The sequence below is a fragment of the Staphylococcus condimenti genome, assembly GCF_001618885.1.
Taxonomy (GTDB): Bacteria; Bacillota; Bacilli; order Staphylococcales; family Staphylococcaceae; genus Staphylococcus; species Staphylococcus condimenti.
The window spans coordinates 990,913-1,011,693 of the sequence record NZ_CP015114.1 but is presented as its reverse complement, the minus strand read 5'-3'; the positions used below and the strand labels follow the sequence as shown (position 1 = coordinate 1,011,693).

General features: G+C 35.0%; 13 protein-coding genes and 1 pseudogene. 11 read left to right on the top strand and 3 right to left on the bottom strand.

Features of this window, described 5'->3' with window-relative positions:
- Nucleotides 1-85: 85 nt before the first annotated feature.
- The 4 genes from pruA (at nucleotide 86) to A4G25_RS05085 (ending at nucleotide 5,593) form a co-directional block, all read left to right on the top strand.
- On the top strand, nucleotides 86-1,630 hold the full coding sequence (gene pruA, locus A4G25_RS05100; RefSeq protein ID WP_047131650.1) for an L-glutamate gamma-semialdehyde dehydrogenase: 1,545 nt from the start codon (nucleotides 86-88) through the stop codon (nucleotides 1,628-1,630).
- A 175-nt stretch (nucleotides 1,631-1,805) separates the two neighbouring features.
- Nucleotides 1,806-2,996 (top strand): ornithine--oxo-acid transaminase, encoded by a 1,191-nt coding sequence (locus tag A4G25_RS05095; RefSeq protein WP_047131651.1) that lies wholly within the window; start codon nucleotides 1,806-1,808, stop codon nucleotides 2,994-2,996.
- Between the two features lie 109 nt (nucleotides 2,997-3,105).
- On the top strand, nucleotides 3,106-4,350 hold the full coding sequence (locus tag A4G25_RS05090) for a Glu/Leu/Phe/Val family dehydrogenase (RefSeq protein WP_046100278.1): 1,245 nt from the start codon (nucleotides 3,106-3,108) through the stop codon (nucleotides 4,348-4,350).
- A 280-nt stretch (nucleotides 4,351-4,630) separates the two neighbouring features.
- The gene (locus A4G25_RS05085; RefSeq protein ID WP_047131652.1) at nucleotides 4,631-5,593 is read left to right on the top strand and encodes an amidohydrolase family protein; all 963 of its coding nucleotides are present in this window, start codon (nucleotides 4,631-4,633) and stop codon (nucleotides 5,591-5,593) included.
- 68 nt (nucleotides 5,594-5,661) lie between these two features.
- On the opposite strand, the gene argH is transcribed toward A4G25_RS05085, so the two are convergent.
- Both argH and A4G25_RS05075 read right to left on the bottom strand, forming a co-directional pair.
- Nucleotides 5,662-7,035, bottom strand: a complete 1,374-nt coding sequence (argH, locus tag A4G25_RS05080) for an argininosuccinate lyase (RefSeq protein WP_047131653.1) — start codon at nucleotides 7,033-7,035, stop codon at nucleotides 5,662-5,664.
- A complete protein-coding gene (locus A4G25_RS05075) occupies nucleotides 7,025-8,230 on the bottom strand; it encodes an argininosuccinate synthase (protein WP_047131654.1) in 1,206 nt (401 codons plus the stop codon). Before A4G25_RS05075 ends, argH begins: the two co-directional genes overlap by 11 nt.
- Before the next feature lie 347 nt (nucleotides 8,231-8,577).
- Here A4G25_RS05075 and A4G25_RS05070 point away from each other — a divergent pair, with 347 nt between their 5' ends.
- The 7 genes and pseudogenes from A4G25_RS05070 (at nucleotide 8,578) to A4G25_RS05040 (ending at nucleotide 20,167) form a co-directional block, all read left to right on the top strand.
- Entirely contained in the window at nucleotides 8,578-9,909 is a 1,332-nt protein-coding gene (locus A4G25_RS05070; protein ID WP_047131655.1) for a glucose-6-phosphate isomerase, read from the top strand.
- A gap of 204 nt (nucleotides 9,910-10,113) precedes the next feature.
- Nucleotides 10,114-10,677, top strand: coding sequence for a TVP38/TMEM64 family protein (locus A4G25_RS05065; RefSeq protein ID WP_047131656.1), 564 nt, complete (start codon nucleotides 10,114-10,116; stop codon nucleotides 10,675-10,677).
- 12 nt (nucleotides 10,678-10,689) lie between these two features.
- On the top strand, nucleotides 10,690-11,214 hold the full coding sequence (gene lepB, locus A4G25_RS05060) for a signal peptidase I (RefSeq protein WP_047131657.1): 525 nt from the start codon (nucleotides 10,690-10,692) through the stop codon (nucleotides 11,212-11,214).
- 16 nt (nucleotides 11,215-11,230) lie between these two features.
- Nucleotides 11,231-11,800 (top strand): signal peptidase I, encoded by a 570-nt coding sequence (gene lepB, locus A4G25_RS05055; RefSeq protein ID WP_047131658.1) that lies wholly within the window; start codon nucleotides 11,231-11,233, stop codon nucleotides 11,798-11,800.
- A 137-nt stretch (nucleotides 11,801-11,937) separates the two neighbouring features.
- On the top strand, nucleotides 11,938-15,426 hold the full coding sequence (gene addB, locus A4G25_RS05050) for a helicase-exonuclease AddAB subunit AddB (protein ID WP_047131659.1): 3,489 nt from the start codon (nucleotides 11,938-11,940) through the stop codon (nucleotides 15,424-15,426).
- Nucleotides 15,423-19,084, top strand: a pseudogene (addA, locus tag A4G25_RS05045) (helicase-exonuclease AddAB subunit AddA). The gene addB and the pseudogene addA overlap by 4 nt, the downstream one beginning before the upstream one ends.
- Nucleotides 19,085-19,258: 174 nt before the next feature.
- Entirely contained in the window at nucleotides 19,259-20,167 is a 909-nt protein-coding gene (locus tag A4G25_RS05040) for a fumarylacetoacetate hydrolase family protein (RefSeq protein ID WP_047131661.1), read from the top strand.
- A 124-nt stretch (nucleotides 20,168-20,291) separates the two neighbouring features.
- On the opposite strand, the gene A4G25_RS05035 is transcribed toward A4G25_RS05040, so the two are convergent.
- Entirely contained in the window at nucleotides 20,292-20,687 is a 396-nt protein-coding gene (locus A4G25_RS05035) for a YisL family protein (RefSeq protein WP_047131662.1), read from the bottom strand.
- Between the last annotated feature and the right edge of the window lie 94 nt (nucleotides 20,688-20,781).

Genomic DNA, 20,781 nt, shown 5'->3' with positions numbered 1-20,781 from the left:
CTTTTACAACGACATGAATTTATGTAATTATAGTGAATGTAAGGGCTTTCTTAATAATTTTTACACTAAACAAAGGGGGATTAAAATGATTCCATATCAACATGAACCATTTACAGATTTTTCTAAAGTAGAAAATAGAGAGGCTTATGAAAAAGCACTCAAAAAGGTGGAAGATGACTTAGGCAGAGAGTATCCACTTATTATTAATGGTGAACGTATTTTCACTGACGATAAGGTTCGTTCATTTAACCCATCAAATAGAGACGAAACAATTGGTTATGTTTCTAAAGCAAACAAAGAGTTAGCTGCTAAGGCTGTAGATGCAGCAAAAGAAGCATTTAAAACTTGGCGTAATGTTGCACCTGAAGTAAGAGCTGATATCTTATTCAGAGCTGCTGCAATTACACGTCGTCGTAAACATGAATTTTCAGCGCTTTTAACTAAAGAAGGCGGAAAACCATGGAAAGAAGCGGATGCAGATACTGCAGAAGCAATTGACTTTATGGAATATTATGGTCGCCAAATGTTGAAATTAAAAGATGGTAAACCTGTAAATTCACGTCCAGGTGAATACAACCAATACGACTACTTGCCAATAGGCGTATCAGTGGTTATTTCTCCTTGGAACTTTGCTTATGCAATCATGGCAGGTACTACAGTTGCACCAGTAGTTACTGGTAACACTGTATTATTAAAACCTTCATCAAATACTCCAGTTATTTCTTATAAATTTATGGAAGTATTAGAAGAAGCAGGTCTTCCTAAAGGGGTAGTTAACTGGATTCCTGGTGATTCAAGCGACATCGGTGATTATTTAGTTGAAAACAAAGATGTTGGCTTAATTTCATTTACTGGTTCTAAAAATGTAGGTACAAGCATCATGCAAAAAGCTTCTAAAATTCAAGAAGGACAAAACCACTTGAAACGTGTTATCGCTGAAATGGGCGGTAAAGATACTATCGTTGTAGATAGTGAAGCAGATTTAGATGTTGCAACTGATGCAATTGTTTACTCAGCATTTGGATTCTCTGGACAAAAATGTTCAGCATGCTCTCGTGTCATCGCTGTTGAAGATATCTATGATGAATTAGTAGAACGATTAAAAACAGCAACTGAAAAATTAACAGTTGGTGATTCAGCTGAATATGACAACTTCATGGGTCCTGTTATCGATGAAAAAGCATTGAATAAAATTAAAGATTACTTGAAAGTCGGAGAAAAAGAAGGACGCTTAGTTGTAGGCGGCAAAGTCGATGATGAAGTCGGAAACTTTGTTTATCCAACAATCTTTGCTGACTTAAAATATGATGACCGTGTTATGCAAGAAGAAATCTTTGGTCCAGTGGTAGGTATCACTAAAGCTAAAGATTTCGATCAAGCTATCGAATACGCGAATGCAACTGAATATGGTTTAACAGGTGCTGTTATTTCTAACAACCGCTTCAAACTTGAACAAGCTCGTCGCGACTTCATGGTCGGAAACCTATACTTCAACCGTGGTTGCACAGGTGCTGTAGTAGGATATCAACCATTCGGCGGTTTCAAAATGTCAGGTACAGACTCAAAAGCAGGCGGCCCAGATTATCTAGTATTACACTTGCAAGGCCGTACAGTTTCAGAACACCTATAAGACAGTTAAGTCATCACTGATTAAATGAATAAAGAATCACATTATAGTTTTACTCTGGTGATCAGAACGCTATAATGTGATTTTTTTCGAAAATAAAATTAAAAATTGCACAACCGACCAACACGTCGATACAACAAAACAAAAAAACAAAAGGGATTCTAAGGAGGAGAAATTTATGACAAAATCTGAAGAAATTATCAAAAAGACAGAACACTATGGTGCGCCGAACTATAAACCTCTACCGATTGTCATTTCAGAAGCTGAAGGGATTTGGGTAACCGATCCAGAAGGCAATAAATACATGGATATGTTAGCAGCATATTCAGCTGTTAACCAAGGTCACCGTCATCCGAAAGTCATCGAAGCTTTAAAAGAACAAGCAGATAAAGTCACTTTAGTTTCTCGTGCATTTAACAGTGATAACCTTGGGGATTGGTATGAAAAAGTCAGCGAATTGACTGGAAAAGAAAAAGTATTACCAATGAATACAGGCGCTGAAGCGGTAGAAACTGCAGTAAAAGCTGCACGCCGCTGGGCATATGAACACAAAAATATTGAACCTGATAAAGCAGAAATCATTGCTTTTAACGGCAACTTCCATGGTCGTACAATGGCCCCTGTTTCTTTATCATCAGAAGCAGAATATCAACGCGGATATGGTCCATTACTAGAAGGTTTCCTTAAAGTAGACTTCGGTGATGTTGATCAATTAAAAGATGCAATCAATGAAAATACGGCAGCTATTTTAGTAGAGCCGATTCAGGGTGAAGCAGGTATTAATGTACCGCCAGAAGGCTATTTAAAAGAAATCCGCAAATTAGCTGATGAGAACAATGTGTTATTTATTGCAGATGAAATCCAATCAGGACTTGGCCGTTCAGGTAAAACATTTGCGACAGATTGGGATGGTGTAAAACCAGACGTTTATATCTTAGGCAAAGCATTAGGCGGCGGTGTATTACCTATTTCTGCAGTAGCAGCAGATAGTGAAGTTTTAGATGTCTTCACACCAGGATCTCATGGTTCTACATTCGGCGGTAATCCATTAGCTGCAGCTGTTTCAATTGCAGCATTAGATGTATTAAAGGATGAAAAATTAGCTGAACGTTCACGTGAACTTGGAGAATATTTCCAAGATGAATTGAAAAAAATTGATAATCCAGTGATTAAAGAAGTACGCGGACGCGGATTATTCATCGGTGTTGAATTAAACGAAGATGCAAGACCGTATGCTGAAGCGTTGAAAGAAGAAGGATTATTATGCAAAGAAACGCATGATACAGTGATTCGTTTTGCACCGCCATTGATTATTACTAAGGAAGAAATCGACGATGCATTAGAACGTATTAAGAAAGTATTCAGCTAAGTTCAAAAAGTTGTAACAAAAGGAATGAAAACCCTTTAAAATGGATACGCTTATGTTACAATACAAATGAAAGCGAAATCATTGTTAGGAAAAAGAGGCGAAAAGGATTATGACTGAGAATAATAATTTAGTGGCGTCTACACAACAAATTATTAAAGAAGCTTTGCATAAATTAGGCTTTGATGACGGCATGTATGATTTAGTTAAAGAACCATTGAGATTTTTAGAAGTACGTATCCCTGTAAGAATGGATGATGGTACTGTAAAAACTTTCACAGGATATCGTGCGCAACATAACGACGCAGTTGGTCCTACTAAAGGCGGCGTGCGTTTCCACCCTAATGTAAACGTGGACGAAGTAAAAGCATTATCAATGTGGATGACAATGAAATGCGGAATCGTTGACTTACCTTACGGCGGCGGTAAAGGCGGTATTATTTGCGACCCTCGCCAAATGAGTATTCATGAAGTTGAACGCTTATCACGCGGATATGTTCGTGCAATTTCACAAATCGTTGGACCATCTAAAGATATTCCAGCGCCAGACGTAATGACAAACTCACAAATCATGGCTTGGATGATGGATGAGTACAGTGCATTAGATAAATTCAACTCACCTGGATTTATCACTGGTAAACCGATTGTATTGGGTGGTTCACAAGGACGCGACCGTTCAACTGCACTTGGTGTGGTTATTGCAATTGAACAAGCGGCTAAATTACGTGATTTAGACTTAAACGGTGCTAAAATCGTAATTCAAGGTTTCGGTAATGCAGGAAGTTTCTTAGCGAAATTCTTATTTGATAAAGGTGCTAAAATTGTGGGTATCTCTGATGCATACGGTGCATTATCTGATCCAGAAGGTTTAGATATCGATTACTTATTAGATCGCAGAGACAGCTTTGGTACAGTAACAAACTTATTTGAAGAAACAATTTCAAATAAAGAATTATTCGAATTAGATTGCGACATCTTAATCCCAGCTGCTATTGAAAACCAAATTACTAAAGAAAATGCGCCGAATATTAAAGCAGATATCTTAGTAGAAGCAGCAAATGGTCCAACTACATTAGAAGCTACTCGTATTTTACATGAACGCGGAATTCTTTTAGTACCAGACGTATTAGCAAGTGCCGGCGGTGTAACAGTATCTTACTTCGAATGGGTACAAAATAACCAAGGTTACTACTGGACAGAAGAAGAAGTTAATGAAAAAATGCGTGATAAATTAGTTACAGCATTTAATGACATTTACGAATTAGCACAAAACCGTAAAATCGACATGCGTTTAGCTGCGTATATCGTAGGTATTAAACGTACAGCTGAAGCTGCACGTTACCGCGGATGGGCTTAATTTAAAAAGTTTTTGGAAAACGGCTATACCAGAGCATACTGGTGTAGTCGTTTTTTTATTTGAAAAACAAGATAATACTTTTTTGTTTAGTGGCTTGGCTTATTAGTAATCCTTAAATAAAAAACACATTGCTTTAGTGATGATATAGTTAATAAAAGTTGTCGTTTTCCATTCAGGTTTTCTAGAATCAAGTATTAAATTTTTTAAAAAAGGGTAGAGAGCCAATGTTTAAAGATAAGCAAAGATATGCTTAATTGTTTTTAGAAAAGGGAGCGATATTATGACTAAAGGTATTATTGATGTGCATCATCATATTATTCCAGATGTATATAAATCGGCATTGGTGAAAAATGGGGTGGATAAAGCAGGAGGAATGCCTATCAAAGATTGGACACCTGAAGATAGTATTGCATATATGGATCGTTTAGGCATTGAAGTAGGTATCGGTTCTATTTCAGATCCTGGACTTAATCCGCTTGATAAAGAGGCAAGAAAGCAGACTGCGAGAGAAATTAATGACTTTGAAGCTAATATGATTCAAGAATACCCCAATCGCTTCGGCGGATTTGCGACGCTGCCACTTCCTGAAGTAGAAGATTCGATACAAGAATTGAAGTATGCGTTAGATGAATTAAAACTAGACGGTGTAGGTTTGCTTTCAAATTACAATGAACACTTCTTAGGAGATCCTATTTTTGAAGATGTGATGAAAGAACTGGATAAGCGTAATGCGGTTGTTTTCATTCATCCAAGTGCAGCACAAGCTGACCAGCAGCGACCATATTATTGTCAAATTGATTTCTTATTAGAGTTTACCTTTAATACGACGCGTGCAGCGGCAAATTTAGTATTGAGCGGTACAATGGATCGTTATCCGAATATTAAATTCATCTTAGGACATGCTGGGGGTACATTGCCTTATTTAAGATGGAGAATTGATCAATCTTATAGTTGGATGATTGAAAATCTTGAAGACGCTGTTAAACTAAGTAAGCGACCTGCTGAATATATCAGCGACTTCTATTATGAAACAGCTTTATCAACGCAACCTGCAACTTTTGAAGCACTGGAAGAAACAACAGATGAATCTCATTTATTATTCGGCAGTGATGCACATTATGCGCCAGAAACTCAAGCAGCGAAAATGATTGAGATTATAGAGAATTACCATAAATTCAGTGAAAGCGAAATTGCAGCAATTGAACGTAAAAATGCATTAGAATTATTCCCGAGATTTAAATAACATCTGCATACAAAGGAAAAGTCGTTTTCTGATTGATAAATGAGTATCAGAAAACGACTTTTATTTATTTACAATAAATCTTTAGCAACTTCAATTTGATGGCGTACAGATTCTTGACCTGTTGAGCCATAGCTTTTTCTGCGTTTCAAGCAATTTTCAGGTTTTAAATAGCTGTAAATGGTGTCATCGATACTAGATGAGAATTCTTGATATTTTTCAAGCGGCACATCTAATAAATAACAATCGTGTTGAATACACCAATAAACAATTTGTCCTACGATAGCATGTGCTTCTCTGAATGGTACATCTTTTTCTACAAGATAATCTGCTAATTCAGTCGCATTAGAGAAATCTTGATGAACAGTTTCGTTTAAATGATCAGTATTTACAGTTAATGAAGCTAACATACCTTCGAAAATTCGAAGTGAACCTGTAACTGTATGCACAGCATCGAATAAACCTTCTTTATCTTCTTGCATATCCTTATTATATGCGAGCGGCAATCCTTTTAGTGTCATTAACATACTCATTAAATGACCGGTTGTACGACCTGTTTTACCACGAATCAGTTCGGCCATATCTGGATTTTTCTTTTGAGGCATGATAGATGAGCCTGTTGAGAAAGAATCAGATAATGTGATGAATTTTGCTTCATCGCTAGACCAGAATATAATTTCTTCAGAGAAACGTGAGAGATGAATCATTACTAATGAGATATCATTGAGCGTTTCTACTACGAAATCACGATCACTGACTGCATCTAAACTATTTTCGTATAAAGCAGAGAAGTCTAACAATTCTTGTGTTTTAGCACGATCGATAGGATGTGTTGTTCCACTTAAAGCAGCAGCACCTAATGGATTGATATCAATACGCTTTAACGCATCTTCGAAACGGTTTTTATCGCGCTCCAGCATCCAAAAATAAGTCATCACATGGTGAGCAAATGAGATAGGTTGCGCACGTTGCAAATGCGTATACCCAGGCATAATTGTATCCACATGATCATCTGCTAATTTTACAATTGTTTCTTGTAAATTATGGATTAAGTGAATAATTTCTTTGACCGCTTTTTTAGTATAAAGGTGTAAATCTGTTGCGACTTGGTCGTTACGGCTGCGTCCAGTATGCAACTTACCTCCGACAGCACCGATTCTTTCTATTAATTCATGTTCAATATTTAAATGAATATCTTCTAATGCTTCTGTGAATTCAATATTGCCTTCATGGTAGTCATGCTGAATTTCTTGAAGACCTTTGATAATTGTATCGCTTTCTTCTTCAGTAAGAATACCTTGTTGTGCTAACATCGTTGCATGTGCGATACTGCCTTGGATATCTTCATCAATCAGAAGGTGGTCAAAATTAATAGAAGCATTAAAAGCATCAACCCAAGCTTCGGGTTCAGATTGGAATCTTCCGCCCCAGGCTTTATTGCTCATTAGAATAACCTCCATGCAACATAGAATTTACTTCAGTAGGCAAGCCGTAAATTTCAATAAATCCTACTGCAGCCTCTTGATTGAATGCATCTTCTTTTGTATAAGTTGCTAATTTTTCATTATATAAAGAATAAGGAGAACGTCTGCCGTTCACTGTCGCATTTCCTTTAAATAATTTAACACGTACATCCCCAGTGACATGATCTTGTGTAGAATCGATAAACAATTTTAATGAGTCTGTTAATGGTGAGAACCATAAACCATTATAAGTTTGTTCAGCAAATTGTTTTTCAATCACAGGTTTGAAGTGTGCTACGTCTTTAGTTAACGTAATCGTTTCTAAAGCTTTATGTGATTTTAGAATAACTTCAGCACCTGGTGTTTCATAAATTTCACGAGATTTAATACCGACTAATCTATTCTCAACGTGATCAATACGGCCGATGCCATGTTTGCCCGCTAATTCATTTAAATACAGGATTAATTCATCTAGCGGGAAGGCTTTGTCATCTATCGAAACTGGCAAACCTTTTTCAAAATGAATGACAATTTCATCTGGTGTATCAGGTGTGTCTTCAATTTCTCGTGTTAAATCAAAGGCATCAGCAGGCGGTGCTGCATAAGGGTCTTCTAAAATTCCGCATTCGTTTGCACGACCCCATAAGTTTTGGTCGATTGAGTATGGAGAATCATGATTGATAGGTACTGGAATATTATGCTGAATAGCATAGTCGATTTCTTCTTCACGGCTCCAGCCCCAAGCACGTACAGGTGCGAATACTTTAAGTGCAGGATTTAAAGCTTTAATTGCAACTTCAAAACGGACTTGGTCATTCCCTTTACCAGTACAGCCATGTGCAATGCCGACTGCATCTGTTTCTTCAGCAATTTCTACTAATTTTTTTGAGATTAAAGGTCTTGATAATGCAGATACAACAGGATAAGTATTTTCATACATTAGATTCCCTTTAATGGCATAGCTTACATATTCATCGCTGAATTCTGCTGTAGCATCAATGATATAGCACTCAATAGCTCCCATATCCAATGCTTTTTGGTAAACTTCGTCTAAATCTTTTCCTTCGCCGACATCTAAACAGCAGGCTACAACGTCATAACCTTTATCGATCAGCCATTGTACTGCAACACTTGTATCTAATCCGCCTGAATAGGCTAACACGATTTTTTCTTTCATAATTTTACACCTCGTTAGAATAGTTAGAATTTTTTAACATGTATACATCATAGCAGATTCATAATGAGAAATAAACCGATATTTTACATAAATATACAAAATAATGAAAATTAACTCTATAATAGGACGGAGGTAAGGCGGTTATAGGCTTCTTTATGCATTTTACATAAAAAAATAAATGATTTGTTTTTATTGTGAAGTTGTCTTTTTTAATAGAAAGAGTAAGAAACATGGCAATTTAGCAACAATTGAAACTGGTAATCTGAAATATAGAAACAAGTTTATTGAAACTTTTGTCAGAAATTTAGTAAAATATGGTTGAAATATAAGAGCAGGAGGCAGTTCATATGACACATATTGAGCTAGACTATAGTAAAGCTTTAAAATTTGTTGGCGAACACGAATTAACGCAACAACAAGAAATCGTTAAAACAATTCACCGTATTATTCATGATGGCACTGGTGCAGGCAGTGACTTCTTAGGTTGGTTAGATTTACCTGTTGATTATGACAAAGAAGAATTTGCTCGTATTTTAGAAGCGGCAAAACGTATCAAAGAACATTCTGACGTATTAGTAGTAGTTGGTATCGGCGGTTCTTACTTAGGTGCACGTGCTGCAATTGAAATGTTAAGTTCTGCATTCAGAACAAGTGATGAATATCCTGAAATCGTCTTTGCTGGTAATCATTTATCATCTACTTATTTACATGACTTAATTCAATATTTAGATGGTAAAGACTACTCAGTCAATGTTATTTCTAAATCAGGTACAACTACAGAACCAGCAGTTGCATTTAGACTCTTTAAACAGTTATTAGAAGATAAATATGGCAAAGAAGAAGCAAAACAACGCATCTTTGCGACAACAGATAAAGAAAAAGGTGCTTTAAAACAACTCGCTACAAATGAAGGTTATGAAACATTTGTTGTTCCTGACGATGTAGGTGGACGTTATTCTGTTTTGACAGCAGTAGGTTTGTTACCAATTGCTGCAGCTGGCATCGACATTCAAGCAATGATGAATGGTGCAGCTAAAGCACGTGAAGAACTTTCTTCTGACAATCTTTCAGATAACATTGCATACCAATATGCAACATTGCGCAATATTTTATATGCAAAAGGTTATACAACTGAAATGTTAATCAACTATGAACCATCATTGCAATATTTCAATGAATGGTGGAAACAATTATATGGTGAATCAGAAGGTAAAGATTTCAAAGGTATCTATCCTTCAAGTGCAAACTATACAACAGACTTGCACTCACTAGGTCAATACGTTCAAGAAGGTCGTCGTTTCTTATTTGAAACTGTAGTGAAAGTAGAAGAACCTAAATACGACATTACAATTGAAAAAGATGCTGACGATTTAGATGGTTTGAACTATCTTGCTGGTAAAACAATTGATGAAGTAAACACTAAAGCATTCCAAGGTACTTTATTAGCACACACTGATGGTGAAGTACCAAATTTGGTTGTTAAAATTCCACGTATCGATCCTGAAACATTCGGATACTTGGTTTACTTCTTCGAATTAGCTTGTGCGATGAGTGGTTATCAATTAGGCGTAAACCCATTCAATCAACCAGGTGTAGAAGCATATAAACAAAATATGTTCGCATTACTAGGCAAACCTGGTTATGAAGATAAAAAACAAGAATTAGAAGAACGTTTATAATTTTTAAAGAATAATATGATCCCTTACAACTGGAGACTGATTTCAGTTGTAAGGGATTTTTTTATACTTATAGAAGTGCAGTTCGTTTAATTGGGAGTTGATTTAAAATTAAATGGGCAACATTATATCCTATTTCAGTTTCAAAATACACTGTTTCCATCTATAATAGTAGTAATCGCATTACATAGAGAGATGGGTGGATATATGTCAGCACATCAAGTAGAAGGCTGGATGCATTCAATGGGAGATTTCGGATATATATTAGGTTTCTTGCTTCCATTTATCGAATCATTTATACCAGTACTTCCATTATTTGTATTCGTATTTGTAAATGTTGATACATTTGGTTTGTTTTTGGGGATTATTGTTTCTTGGTTAGGAACATTTTTAGGTAGCTTTGTCGTATTTTTAATTGTGCGGGCGTTTGCCAATACAACTGTCATGGACAAAGTTAAAAATAGAAAAGACGTGCGTAAATTTTTAAACTTTGTAAATAAGCAAGGCGTTACGCCTATCTTTATAATGCTTTGTTTTCCATTTACTCCGAGTGCTTTAATGAATGTAGTAGCAGGTTTATCTAAAATGAAAGTACGTACCTTCTTTTTAGTACTTGCTGTTTCAAACTTAATTGCTATGGCATTGACTGGTGTATTGGGCAGAGATATGCACAGTATTTTATCAAGTCCGATCCGAGTGATTATCATGGCACTTATTCTAGCTGGATTATGGTATTTAAGTAGCCGTTTAGAAAAACGCTTTATGAAATAAAAGGAGTATAATGTGCGAAAAATTATAAATTATTTGCTTTCCTTGGTAATTGCGATTATCATTGTAATGTTGATTCAAGCTTTTCTTATTATAGGGGCAGTTGTCCCAAATAATGAAATGTCACCAACGCTAAAGCAAGGTGATCGTATTTTAGTAAGTAAAATACAAAACACCTTCAACAGTGTACATAATGGCGATGTCATCATGTATAAACATAAAGGAAAGACTTATTTTGGAAGAGTTATTGGATTGCCTGGACAATCTGTTGAATTTAAGAAAGGTCAGCTTTATCGAGATGATCGCGTAGTTAATGAAGATTATCCTGTGAAAGCACAAATAAAAAACTTAGCATTGCGGAATATCAAACATTCTGAAGGAGATATTGTTGCACCTAAACAATATATGATTTTAAATGATAATCGTGCGAATAACTCAGATTCTCGAACGTTCGGCACGATTCATCAAAAAGATATTATAGGTAATGTTGTATTACGATATTATCCTTGGAGTAAATTTGGAATTTCATTCAACGAATAATTGAGGTGTCTAAAAAGTGAAGAAAGAAATTAAAGAGTGGATAATAGCCATAGCTATTGCTTTGGTATTAGTTATTGTTATAACAACTTTCATTGCGAAATCATACACAGTTCGTGGTGATTCAATGTATCCAACGTTAAAAGACGGAGAAAAAGTTATCGTCAATATGATCGGGTTTAAAACTGGCGGTTTAGAAAAGGGTAATGTAATTGTATTCCACGCTAATAAAAACAGTGATTATGTTAAACGTGTCATCGGTATGCCTGGTGATAGTGTTGAGTATAAACATGACCAATTATATGTTAATGGTAAAAAGGTGAAAGAACCTTACTTAGATTATAATGAGAAACATAAAAGTTATGATGAAATCACAGGTAGCTTTAAAGTGAAAAACTTACCTAATGCAGATGGTTCAAATAAAATCCCTAAAGATAAATTACTAGTATTAGGAGATAATCGTGAAGTAAGTAAAGATAGTCGCTCATTCGGTTTGATTGATGAAGATCAAGTTGTCGGAAAAGTAAGCTTACGTTATTGGCCATTTACATCTTTCAAAGTAAACTTTAATCCAGATACAAAATATTAAAAACGATGAATTATCGTTTTGATATCTTAAATTGAATAAGAGAAAAAGCTGATACTATTACGTTTGATATAGTATCAGCTTTTTTGGTGTTTGAAGACATATTTGAAACACAAGAATGAGAACGTATGTGCTACAATATGAACAAAGGGGGAGAAGTCGTGAGTCAATTAAATGCATATATTGGACGAGCAGGCACGGGTAAATCGCATGCTATGCTTAATGAAATCAAAACAAAAATGAAACAGGATCCACTTGGGGATCCCATCATTATCATTGCACCAACACAAAGTACCTTCCAACTTGAGCAAGACTTTGTGAAGGACCCGGAACTTAATGGAAGTTTACGGACAGAAGTGCTGCACTTTGAGCGGTTAAGTCATCGTATTTTCCAAGAAATTGGCGGTTTGACTGAAGAATATGCTTCTAAAGGTGCGCTTGAAATGATGATTTTTGATATTTTACAAGCACACCGTTCTGAACTGAATTTATACCAATCACAAACAAAATATTATGGATTCAGCGCTAAGTTAAGTGAGCAAATTCAAGATTTTAAAAAGTATGCTGTTTCTCCCGAACAACTCGAACAATTTATTTCTGAAAATCAATTGCAAACAAGAACTCAAGATAAATTACATGACATTGCTTTAGTTTATCGATACTTAGAAGAACGTTTAGCTGAAAATTTTGTTTCATCTGAAGATACACTTTATAAGTTTATAGAAAAAATGAGTGAATCAAAGTGGTTGAAAAGAGCAGAGATTTACATTGATGGATTCCATAACTTTTCAACGCTTGAATATCAAATTATAGAAAAATTAGCGCAATGTGCAAAATCAGTCAGTGTTTTACTCACAACAAATGGAGATAAAGATCCATTCAGTTTGTTCAGAAAAACTTCTTCTACACTTACACATATAGAAGAAATTGCACAAAGACAAAATATCACTTTCAATTTACGCAGATTTACAAAACAACAAAGATTTGAAAATCATGATTTAAGTCATTTAGAACATTCGTTTAATGAAGTGTTCTTTGAAAAAGCTGCAGCAAAAGGCAATATTAATATTTTAGAAACTTCGAATGTACGTGAAGAAGTCAATACGATTGCAAGAGACATCATTCGAAAAGCAAGAGAAGAAAATATTCGTTTTCAAGATGTTGCTGTACTTTATCGTGATGAAAATTATGCACATCTAATGGAAAGTGTATTCCCAGAATTTGATATTCCTTTTAACATCGATACGAAGAAATCTATGACACATCATCCTGTCATGGAAATGATCCGTTCTTTATTAGAAGTGATTGAATCAAAATGGAGTTTCGAGCCTTTAATGCGTTTATTTAAAACACAAGTATTAACTAAAAAGTTTAGAGATAACCGTTATCTAACAGATATTTTAGAGAATTATGTACTTGAGCGCGGTATCTATGGACAACGCTGGTTAGACGATAAATATTTTAAAATTGAACAATTCAATCAAATGGGCTTAAAACGTCAACCTATGACGGAAGAAACAGAAGCAGATTATCAACGTGTGATTGATCTGAAAAATTATGTCATAGATAAAATTTTACGTTTTGAAAAAGCATTGGCTGAAGCGGATACTGCTGAAACTTATGCAGCAGCATTTTATGAGGCTTTTGAGCAATTCAACCTGCCGAGTCAGTTAATGACAGAGCGTGATGAACTGGATTTAGCAGGAGAACATCAACAAGCTGAAGAGCTAGATCAAGTATGGAATGGCTTTATTCAAACATTAGACGACTTAGCTACTGTTTTCGGCAATAGAGAGATGACACAAAAACGATTCCTTGAATTGTTTGATGTGGGATTAGAACAATTAGAATTTGTGATGATTCCTCAAACATTGGACCAAGTCAGCATTGGTAGTATGGACTTGGCTAAAGTTGATAATAAGAAACATATCTACATGTTAGGTATGAATGATGGTACTATGCCGCAAGCAATTTCAAATTCTGGTTTGATTAGCGATGATGAAAAGAAATATTTCCAAGAAGAAACACAGCTTGAATTAAGCCCTACAGCTGATGTGCTGCAGATGGATGAAGCGTTTGTGTGTTATATTGCGATGACACGTGCTACAACACATGTCACATTATCTTATAGTTTGATGGGTTTGAATAATGATGACAAAGAAGTCAGTCCGTTTATCAATAACATTCAAGAACTTTTTACAAATCTAGATATATTAAATGTACAATATGCTGCCCAACATAATCCGCTTACAGTGATGGAACATCCGCATCAAACTAAAATTGCACTTTTTGAAGAATTGCAAAGTTGGCTTAACCATGAATTAACTGCTGATACGTGGTTAGAAGCGTACCAAGCAATGATGCACAATGAACGTTTAAACAGAGGATTGCAGTATTTAACATCTGCATTAACGTTTGATAATAAAACTGTTCAATTAAATCAACCACTCTCTAAAGCCTTGTATGGAGATAAAATTAACGCCAGTGTGTCTCGATTTGAAGGATACCAGCAATGTCCGTTCAAACATTACACTTCACATGGTTTGCGTTTAAATGAACGTACAAAATATAAATTAGAAAACTTCGACTTAGGCGACATATTCCACTCTGTATTGAAATATATTGCAGATAAGATTCATGGTGATTTTCGTAATTTAACAGATGCTTCTATCCGTAAACTTACACAAGAAGCACTGGAAAATATTTTGCCGGAAGTTCAATATAACTTATTGAACTCATCTGCTTATTATCGTTATATGTCTGTACGTATTGGTGCAATTGTACAATCGACATTAACAGCGTTGAAATATCAAGGTACTTTCTCTAAATTCAGACCGCAAGCTTTTGAAAAATCATTTAGAAAAAATCCGAAATCTAACGAACAGCTTGCAGCAGAGTCACTTTATACTTCACAAGGGATTCCGATTAATATCCGTGGTCAAATTGACCGTATTGATACCTTTAATAGTAAAGACCGCAGTTTCGTAAATATTATCGATTATAAATCATCAGAATATAGCGGTACTTTAGATTTAACGAAAGTTTATTACGGGCTGCAGATGCAGATGATGACTTATATGGATGTCGTACTGCAAAATAAAGATCGTTTGGACTTAGCAGAAGCGACTGAACCAGGTGGATTGTTATATTTTCATGTACATGAACCTCGTGTGAATTTTGCCAACTGGGCAGAAATGGATGAAGACAAGCGTCAAGAAGAGTTATTGAAGTCATTTAAATTAAATGGTTTGATTAATAGCGACCCTGAAGTGTTAGATGCTGAAGATACGAGATTGGAACCTAAATTCAAATCAGATATTGTGCCTATAGACATTGGTGCAAAAGGTAATTTGAATAAGAGCAGTAAAGTTGCCGATTCTCAAACTATATATAAATTTATTGAACATAATAAGAACAACTTTATTCAAATTGCTTCGGATATTATGGATGGTCATACTGAAGTAGCACCTATGAAATATAAACAGAAACTGCCTTGTGAATATTGTAATTATCGTTCTGTTTGTCATGTCGATGGTATGATTGATAGTAAAAAATACAGAACAGTAGATGAAAGTATCAATCCAATTGATTTATTAAATCAAGAAAGTGATGAGGAGGATAACGAATGATACCAGAGAAGCCCAATGATGTTATATGGACAGACGATCAATGGAAAAGTATTTATGCCAAAGGTCAAGATACATTAGTTGCTGCAGCTGCAGGTTCAGGTAAAACAGCAGTACTCGTTGAGCGTATCATTCAACGTATACTCCGCGATGAAATAGATGTAGACCGCTTATTAGTGGTTACATTTACCAATCTCAGTGCACGAGAAATGAAACATAGGGTTGAAAAGCGTATTCAAAAAGCTTCTTTAGAAGACCCGAGTAATACACACTTAAAAAACCAAAGAGTTAAAATTCATCAAGCACAAATTTCTACTTTGCACAGCTTTTGTTTGAAACTGATTCAGCAACATTATGATGTATTGGATATTGATCCAAACTTCAGAACAAGCAGTGAAGCAGAAAATATTTTATTATTAGAACAAACCATCGATGAAGTTTTGGAAGAATATTATGCAGAATTGAATCCAGCCTTTATTGATTTATCAGAACAACTTTCGTCAGATCGCAGTGATGAACGTTTAAGACAAATTATAAAAAGTGTTTATTATTTTGCGGTAGCAAATCCTCAACCTAAACAATGGTTGGACTCATTAGTGTCACCATATAAAGACAATCAAGCACAAGATGAGTTTTTGGAATTATTGATGAATCTAGCGAAAGTGTTTATGAATACAGCATTAGAAAATATAAATAAAAGTTTTGATTTATATAGTGAACTTGCAGTGGTAGAAAAACAATTAGAAGTAATAGAAGACGAACGTGCTTTTATTGCACGTGCAATGGAAGGCGGCATCTTAAACACAGAATTAATTAGCAAACATAGTTTTGTATCACGCTTCCCGAGCGCCACTAAAAAAATTAAAGAAGCTAATGATGGCAATCTTGAAGTATTAGAGAGTGCTAAGTCATATTATGATGACTATAAAAGTGCTGTACAAAAAGTACAGCAAGATTATTTTTCTCGTTCAGCTGAAGATTTAAAAGCAGATATGGCAAAATTAGCACCTCGAGTAGAAGTGCTTTCTCAAATCACTAGAGATGTCATTGATACATTTTCTAAGAAGAAAAGAAGCCGAAATATATTAGATTTCTCAGACTATGAACATTTTGCTTTGAAAATTTTAATGAATGAAGATGGAACTCCAACGGAACTGGCTAAACATTATCGAAATGGTTTTGATGAAATTCTTGTTGATGAATATCAAGATACCAACCGAGTTCAAGAGCAGATTTTAAGTTGTATTAAGCGCGGCGATGAAACAAATGGCAACTTATTCATGGTAGGAGATGTTAAGCAGTCGATTTATAAATTCAGACAAGCAGATCCTAGTTTGTTTATTGAAAAATACTCTCGCTTTTCTCACGATGGTACATCTGGAATGCGTATTGATTTATCACAAAATTTCCGTTCACGTCCTGAAGTACTTTCAACAACGAATTATCTCTTCAAACATATGATGGATGAATCAGTCGGAGAGATTATTTATGACGAAGCCGCACAATTATATTATGGCGCACCTTTTGATGATAAACCGCATCCTTTAAATTTAAATGTCATGGTGGAAGATAAAGAATCAGAATTGACGGGAACAGAACAAGAAGCAGAATATATTGCAAACCAAGTTGAAGAGATTATGAACCATCGCGAAGTATATGATATGAAAACTGGTTCTTATCGCAAACCATCATATAAGGATATTGTCATACTAGAACGTGGTTATAATCGCTCGAGAGAACTGCAACAAGCGTTTAAAAATAGAGACATACCGTTTCATGTAAACAGTAAAGAGGGTTATTTTGAACAAACAGAAGTGCGTTTAGTATTATCATTTTAAGAACGGTAGATAATCCGCTTCAAGACATCTATCTTGTCGGATTGATGCGTTCTGTCATCTATCAATTTACTGAAGATGAGTTAGCACGTATCAGAGTAACCAGTCCGAACGATGATTATTTCTATCAATCTATACAACACTATTTAAAAAATGAAGAAGCAGATCCAGACTTAGTCGCTAAACTTCAAGATTTCCTTAAAGACTTGAAGTTTTACCAAGAATTCAGTTTAGAACATCCGGTTTACCAATTGATAGACCGTTTTTATAATGATCGCTTCGTAATTCAATATTTCAGCGGCATGATTGGTGGAAAAGGCCGACGTGCCAACTTATATGGTCTATATAACAAAGCTATTGAATTTGAAAACTCTAGTTTTAGAGGCCTCTTCCAATTTATACGTTTTATTGATGAATTGATTGATCGCGGAAAAGACTTCGGGGAAGAAAATGTAGTAGGGCCTAACGACGATGTAGTCAGAATGATGACTATTCATGCTAGTAAAGGTTTAGAATTCCCATTTGTGATTTATTCCGGATTGAGCAAACAATTTAACCGCAGTGATTTATACAAACCTGTCATTTTAAATCAAAAATACGGAATGGGAATCACTTATTTTGATGTGGAAAAGGACGTTGCATTTCCTTCTCTAGCATCTGTAACTTTACGTGCCATTACTGAAAAAGAAATGATATCTGAAGAAATGCGTTTGATGTATGTGGCACTGACACGTGCAAAAGAACAGCTTTTCCTTGTAGGACGGGTAAAAACAGAAAAAGAATTAGATAAGATGCTGAACACAGCTGTTTCAAATAATATGCTGCCTATGAGTTACCGTTTAGAAGTGAAAAATCCGTTGCAGCTCATTTATGCAATACTTGCGAAATATCAAGCCAATCATCTAACAAATGATTTGAAATTTGAGCGCAATATTGATGAGTTAGATGACGCAATACATCCTTATGCAGAAATTCATATTGATGAATATAGTGATATTGCACAAGATATTCATCAAAACGAAGACGAAGAATTCCGTACGGTAACTGATATTATAAACTATCAATCTACGAATACAGATCGACAACAAACGATTGAAACACAACTAGATTACCAATATCCTTACCAAAAAGACGTTGTTAAACCAACCAAACAATCTGTATCTGAGCTGAAACGCCAATTGGAAACAGAAGAAACGGGAACAAGTTATGAACGTGTGCGTCAATATCAATTAGGTGCTTCGACGTATGAACGCCCAAAATTCATGAGACAGCATAAGAAACGTAAAGCAAATGAAATAGGTACATTAATGCATACTGTTATGCAGCATCTTCCATTTAAAGAAGAAAGAATGACAAGTGCTGAATTAGATGAATATATCGATGGATTAATTGAAAAGAACATCATTGAAGATGATGCTAAACAAGATATACGTATAGATGAAGTTATGAATTTCATTAAAAGTGATTTATATCTTGAAATCGCACAAAGCGATCAAATCATGCGAGAAATGCCATTTGTGGTCAATCAATCAAAAGTCGATCATCAAATGAATGATGATGAAGATGTATCAATAATTCAAGGGATGATTGATTTGATTTATCGAAAAAATAATCAGTATTACTTTGTCGACTATAAAACAGATACATTTAATCAACGTCGAGGTGTGTCAGACGAAGAATTGGGTGAACAGTTGAAAGCACGTTATAAAGTACAAATGTATTATTATCAATCTGCGCTAGAAACAATTTTGCAAAGAGAAGTTAAAGGGTATTTATACTTCTTTAAATTTGGAACATTATCATTAGAAGAAAAAACTGAACATTAATCTGTTGTTCTTAGGGTAGAGAAATATAAGCGTGTAAACATTTGTAAATATAATCTTACTTTATTGCTTGCACAGCTTCATTATAAAAAATTGAGAAACTTAACAAATATTTGTTATTTTTCTGAAAATATAGTTATAATTGTTAGTAAGATTGAGATGAGGAGCTGATACTGAATGAAATTCTTATCATTCAAACACAATGATGAAACATCATATGGAGTAAAGGTAAAACGTGAAGAAGCAGCTTGGGATTTAAGAAAAGTTTTTGCTGATTTTAGTGAAGGCGACTTCCATCCTAAGACTTTATTAGAAGGTTTAGAACAAAATCATACTTTAGATTTTCAAGAACAAGTCCGCAAAGCAGTGGTAGCGGCTACAGATAGTTCTAACTCAGAGGATTATAAAGTTCAATTTTCTGATATTGAATTCTTACCGCCTGTAACACCACCGAATAATGTCATTGCTTTCGGCCGTAATTATAAAAAACATGCAGATGAATTAAATCATAGTGTAGAAAGATTATATGTATTTACTAAAGCAGCATCATCTTTAACTGGTGATGAATCTACAATTCCTAACCATAAAGATATTACAGATACTCTTGATTACGAAGGTGAACTAGGTGTAGTTATCGGTAAAGCTGGAGAAAAAATTCCAAAAGGATTAGCTTTAGATTACGTATATGGTTATACAATCATTAATGATATTACTGACCGAACTGCTCAACGTCAGCAAGACCAAGCTTTCCTTTCTAAAAGTTTGACTGGCGGCTGCCCAATGGGTCCTTATATCGTAACTAAAGATGAATTACCAACACCTGAGGACGTTAATATTGTAACTAAAGTCAACAATGACATTCGTCAAGACGGCAATACTAGCCAAATGATTCTTAAAATTGATGAATTGATTGCTGAGATTTCTAAATATGTTGCATTGCATCCTGGAGATATTATTGCAACAGGTACACCAGCAGGAGTGGGAGCAGGAATGAACCCTCCTCAATATCTGCAACCTGGTGATGAAGTAAAAGTAACAATTGATAATATTGGTACATTGACAAACTTTATTGCTGAAGAAGAATAGAATGAAATAATAGAAGAGATTAGGAGTGAGTTGTTATGCAGCTCATCTCTAATCTCTTTTTTACGCATTAAAAAAACTCTGCCGAATATCTTATAAAAGATTTGGCAGAGTTTATAAAATGATATTATTTTCCAATACCGAACATACTTGAAATTGGTCCTTCTGGTAAAATGATTCCTAATGCCATTGTAACGATAATTAAAGCAATAGTACTCCAGAATAAGCCTGTATGAGAAGCACCGCGTTGTTTACGTACTAATGTTACTTCCATAAGTGCCACTACACCAACACCGCAAACCATTTTTAATGTTAATAGCATGTGTGCGCTTCCTGTTGCAGTCGCAAATTCTTTTACTACTTGCCAAACACCGCTGAATAAGATTAATACTAAGAATAATCTTAAAGTCATGTGTAAGGGTTTATATGCTTTTTTCGGTGCACCGGTTTTAGTAAAACTGATGTAAGAAACGATAAATAAAATAATACCGATTACCCAGCTGAAAATGTGTAAGTGTAACATGTAATTTCCTCATTTCATCAATATTTCATACCTTATAATAACATATCTGAACAAGAACTTTGCAATGCAATTATTTATAAGAGGTTATTTTGTG

Coding starts and splice junctions, on each gene's coding strand:
- pruA (WP_047131650.1), top strand. CDS start 86: ATGATTCCATATCAACATGAACCATTTACAGATTTTTCTAAAGTAGAA.
- A4G25_RS05095 (WP_047131651.1), top strand. CDS start 1,806: ATGACAAAATCTGAAGAAATTATCAAAAAGACAGAACACTATGGTGCG.
- A4G25_RS05090 (WP_046100278.1), top strand. CDS start 3,106: ATGACTGAGAATAATAATTTAGTGGCGTCTACACAACAAATTATTAAA.
- A4G25_RS05085 (WP_047131652.1), top strand. CDS start 4,631: ATGACTAAAGGTATTATTGATGTGCATCATCATATTATTCCAGATGTA.
- argH (WP_047131653.1), bottom strand. CDS start 7,035: ATGAGCAATAAAGCCTGGGGCGGAAGATTCCAATCTGAACCCGAAGCT.
- A4G25_RS05075 (WP_047131654.1), bottom strand. CDS start 8,230: ATGAAAGAAAAAATCGTGTTAGCCTATTCAGGCGGATTAGATACAAGT.
- A4G25_RS05070 (WP_047131655.1), top strand. CDS start 8,578: ATGACACATATTGAGCTAGACTATAGTAAAGCTTTAAAATTTGTTGGC.
- A4G25_RS05065 (WP_047131656.1), top strand. CDS start 10,114: ATGTCAGCACATCAAGTAGAAGGCTGGATGCATTCAATGGGAGATTTC.
- addB (WP_047131659.1), top strand. CDS start 11,938: ATGAACAAAGGGGGAGAAGTCGTGAGTCAATTAAATGCATATATTGGA.
- A4G25_RS05040 (WP_047131661.1), top strand. CDS start 19,259: ATGAAATTCTTATCATTCAAACACAATGATGAAACATCATATGGAGTA.
- A4G25_RS05035 (WP_047131662.1), bottom strand. CDS start 20,687: ATGTTACACTTACACATTTTCAGCTGGGTAATCGGTATTATTTTATTT.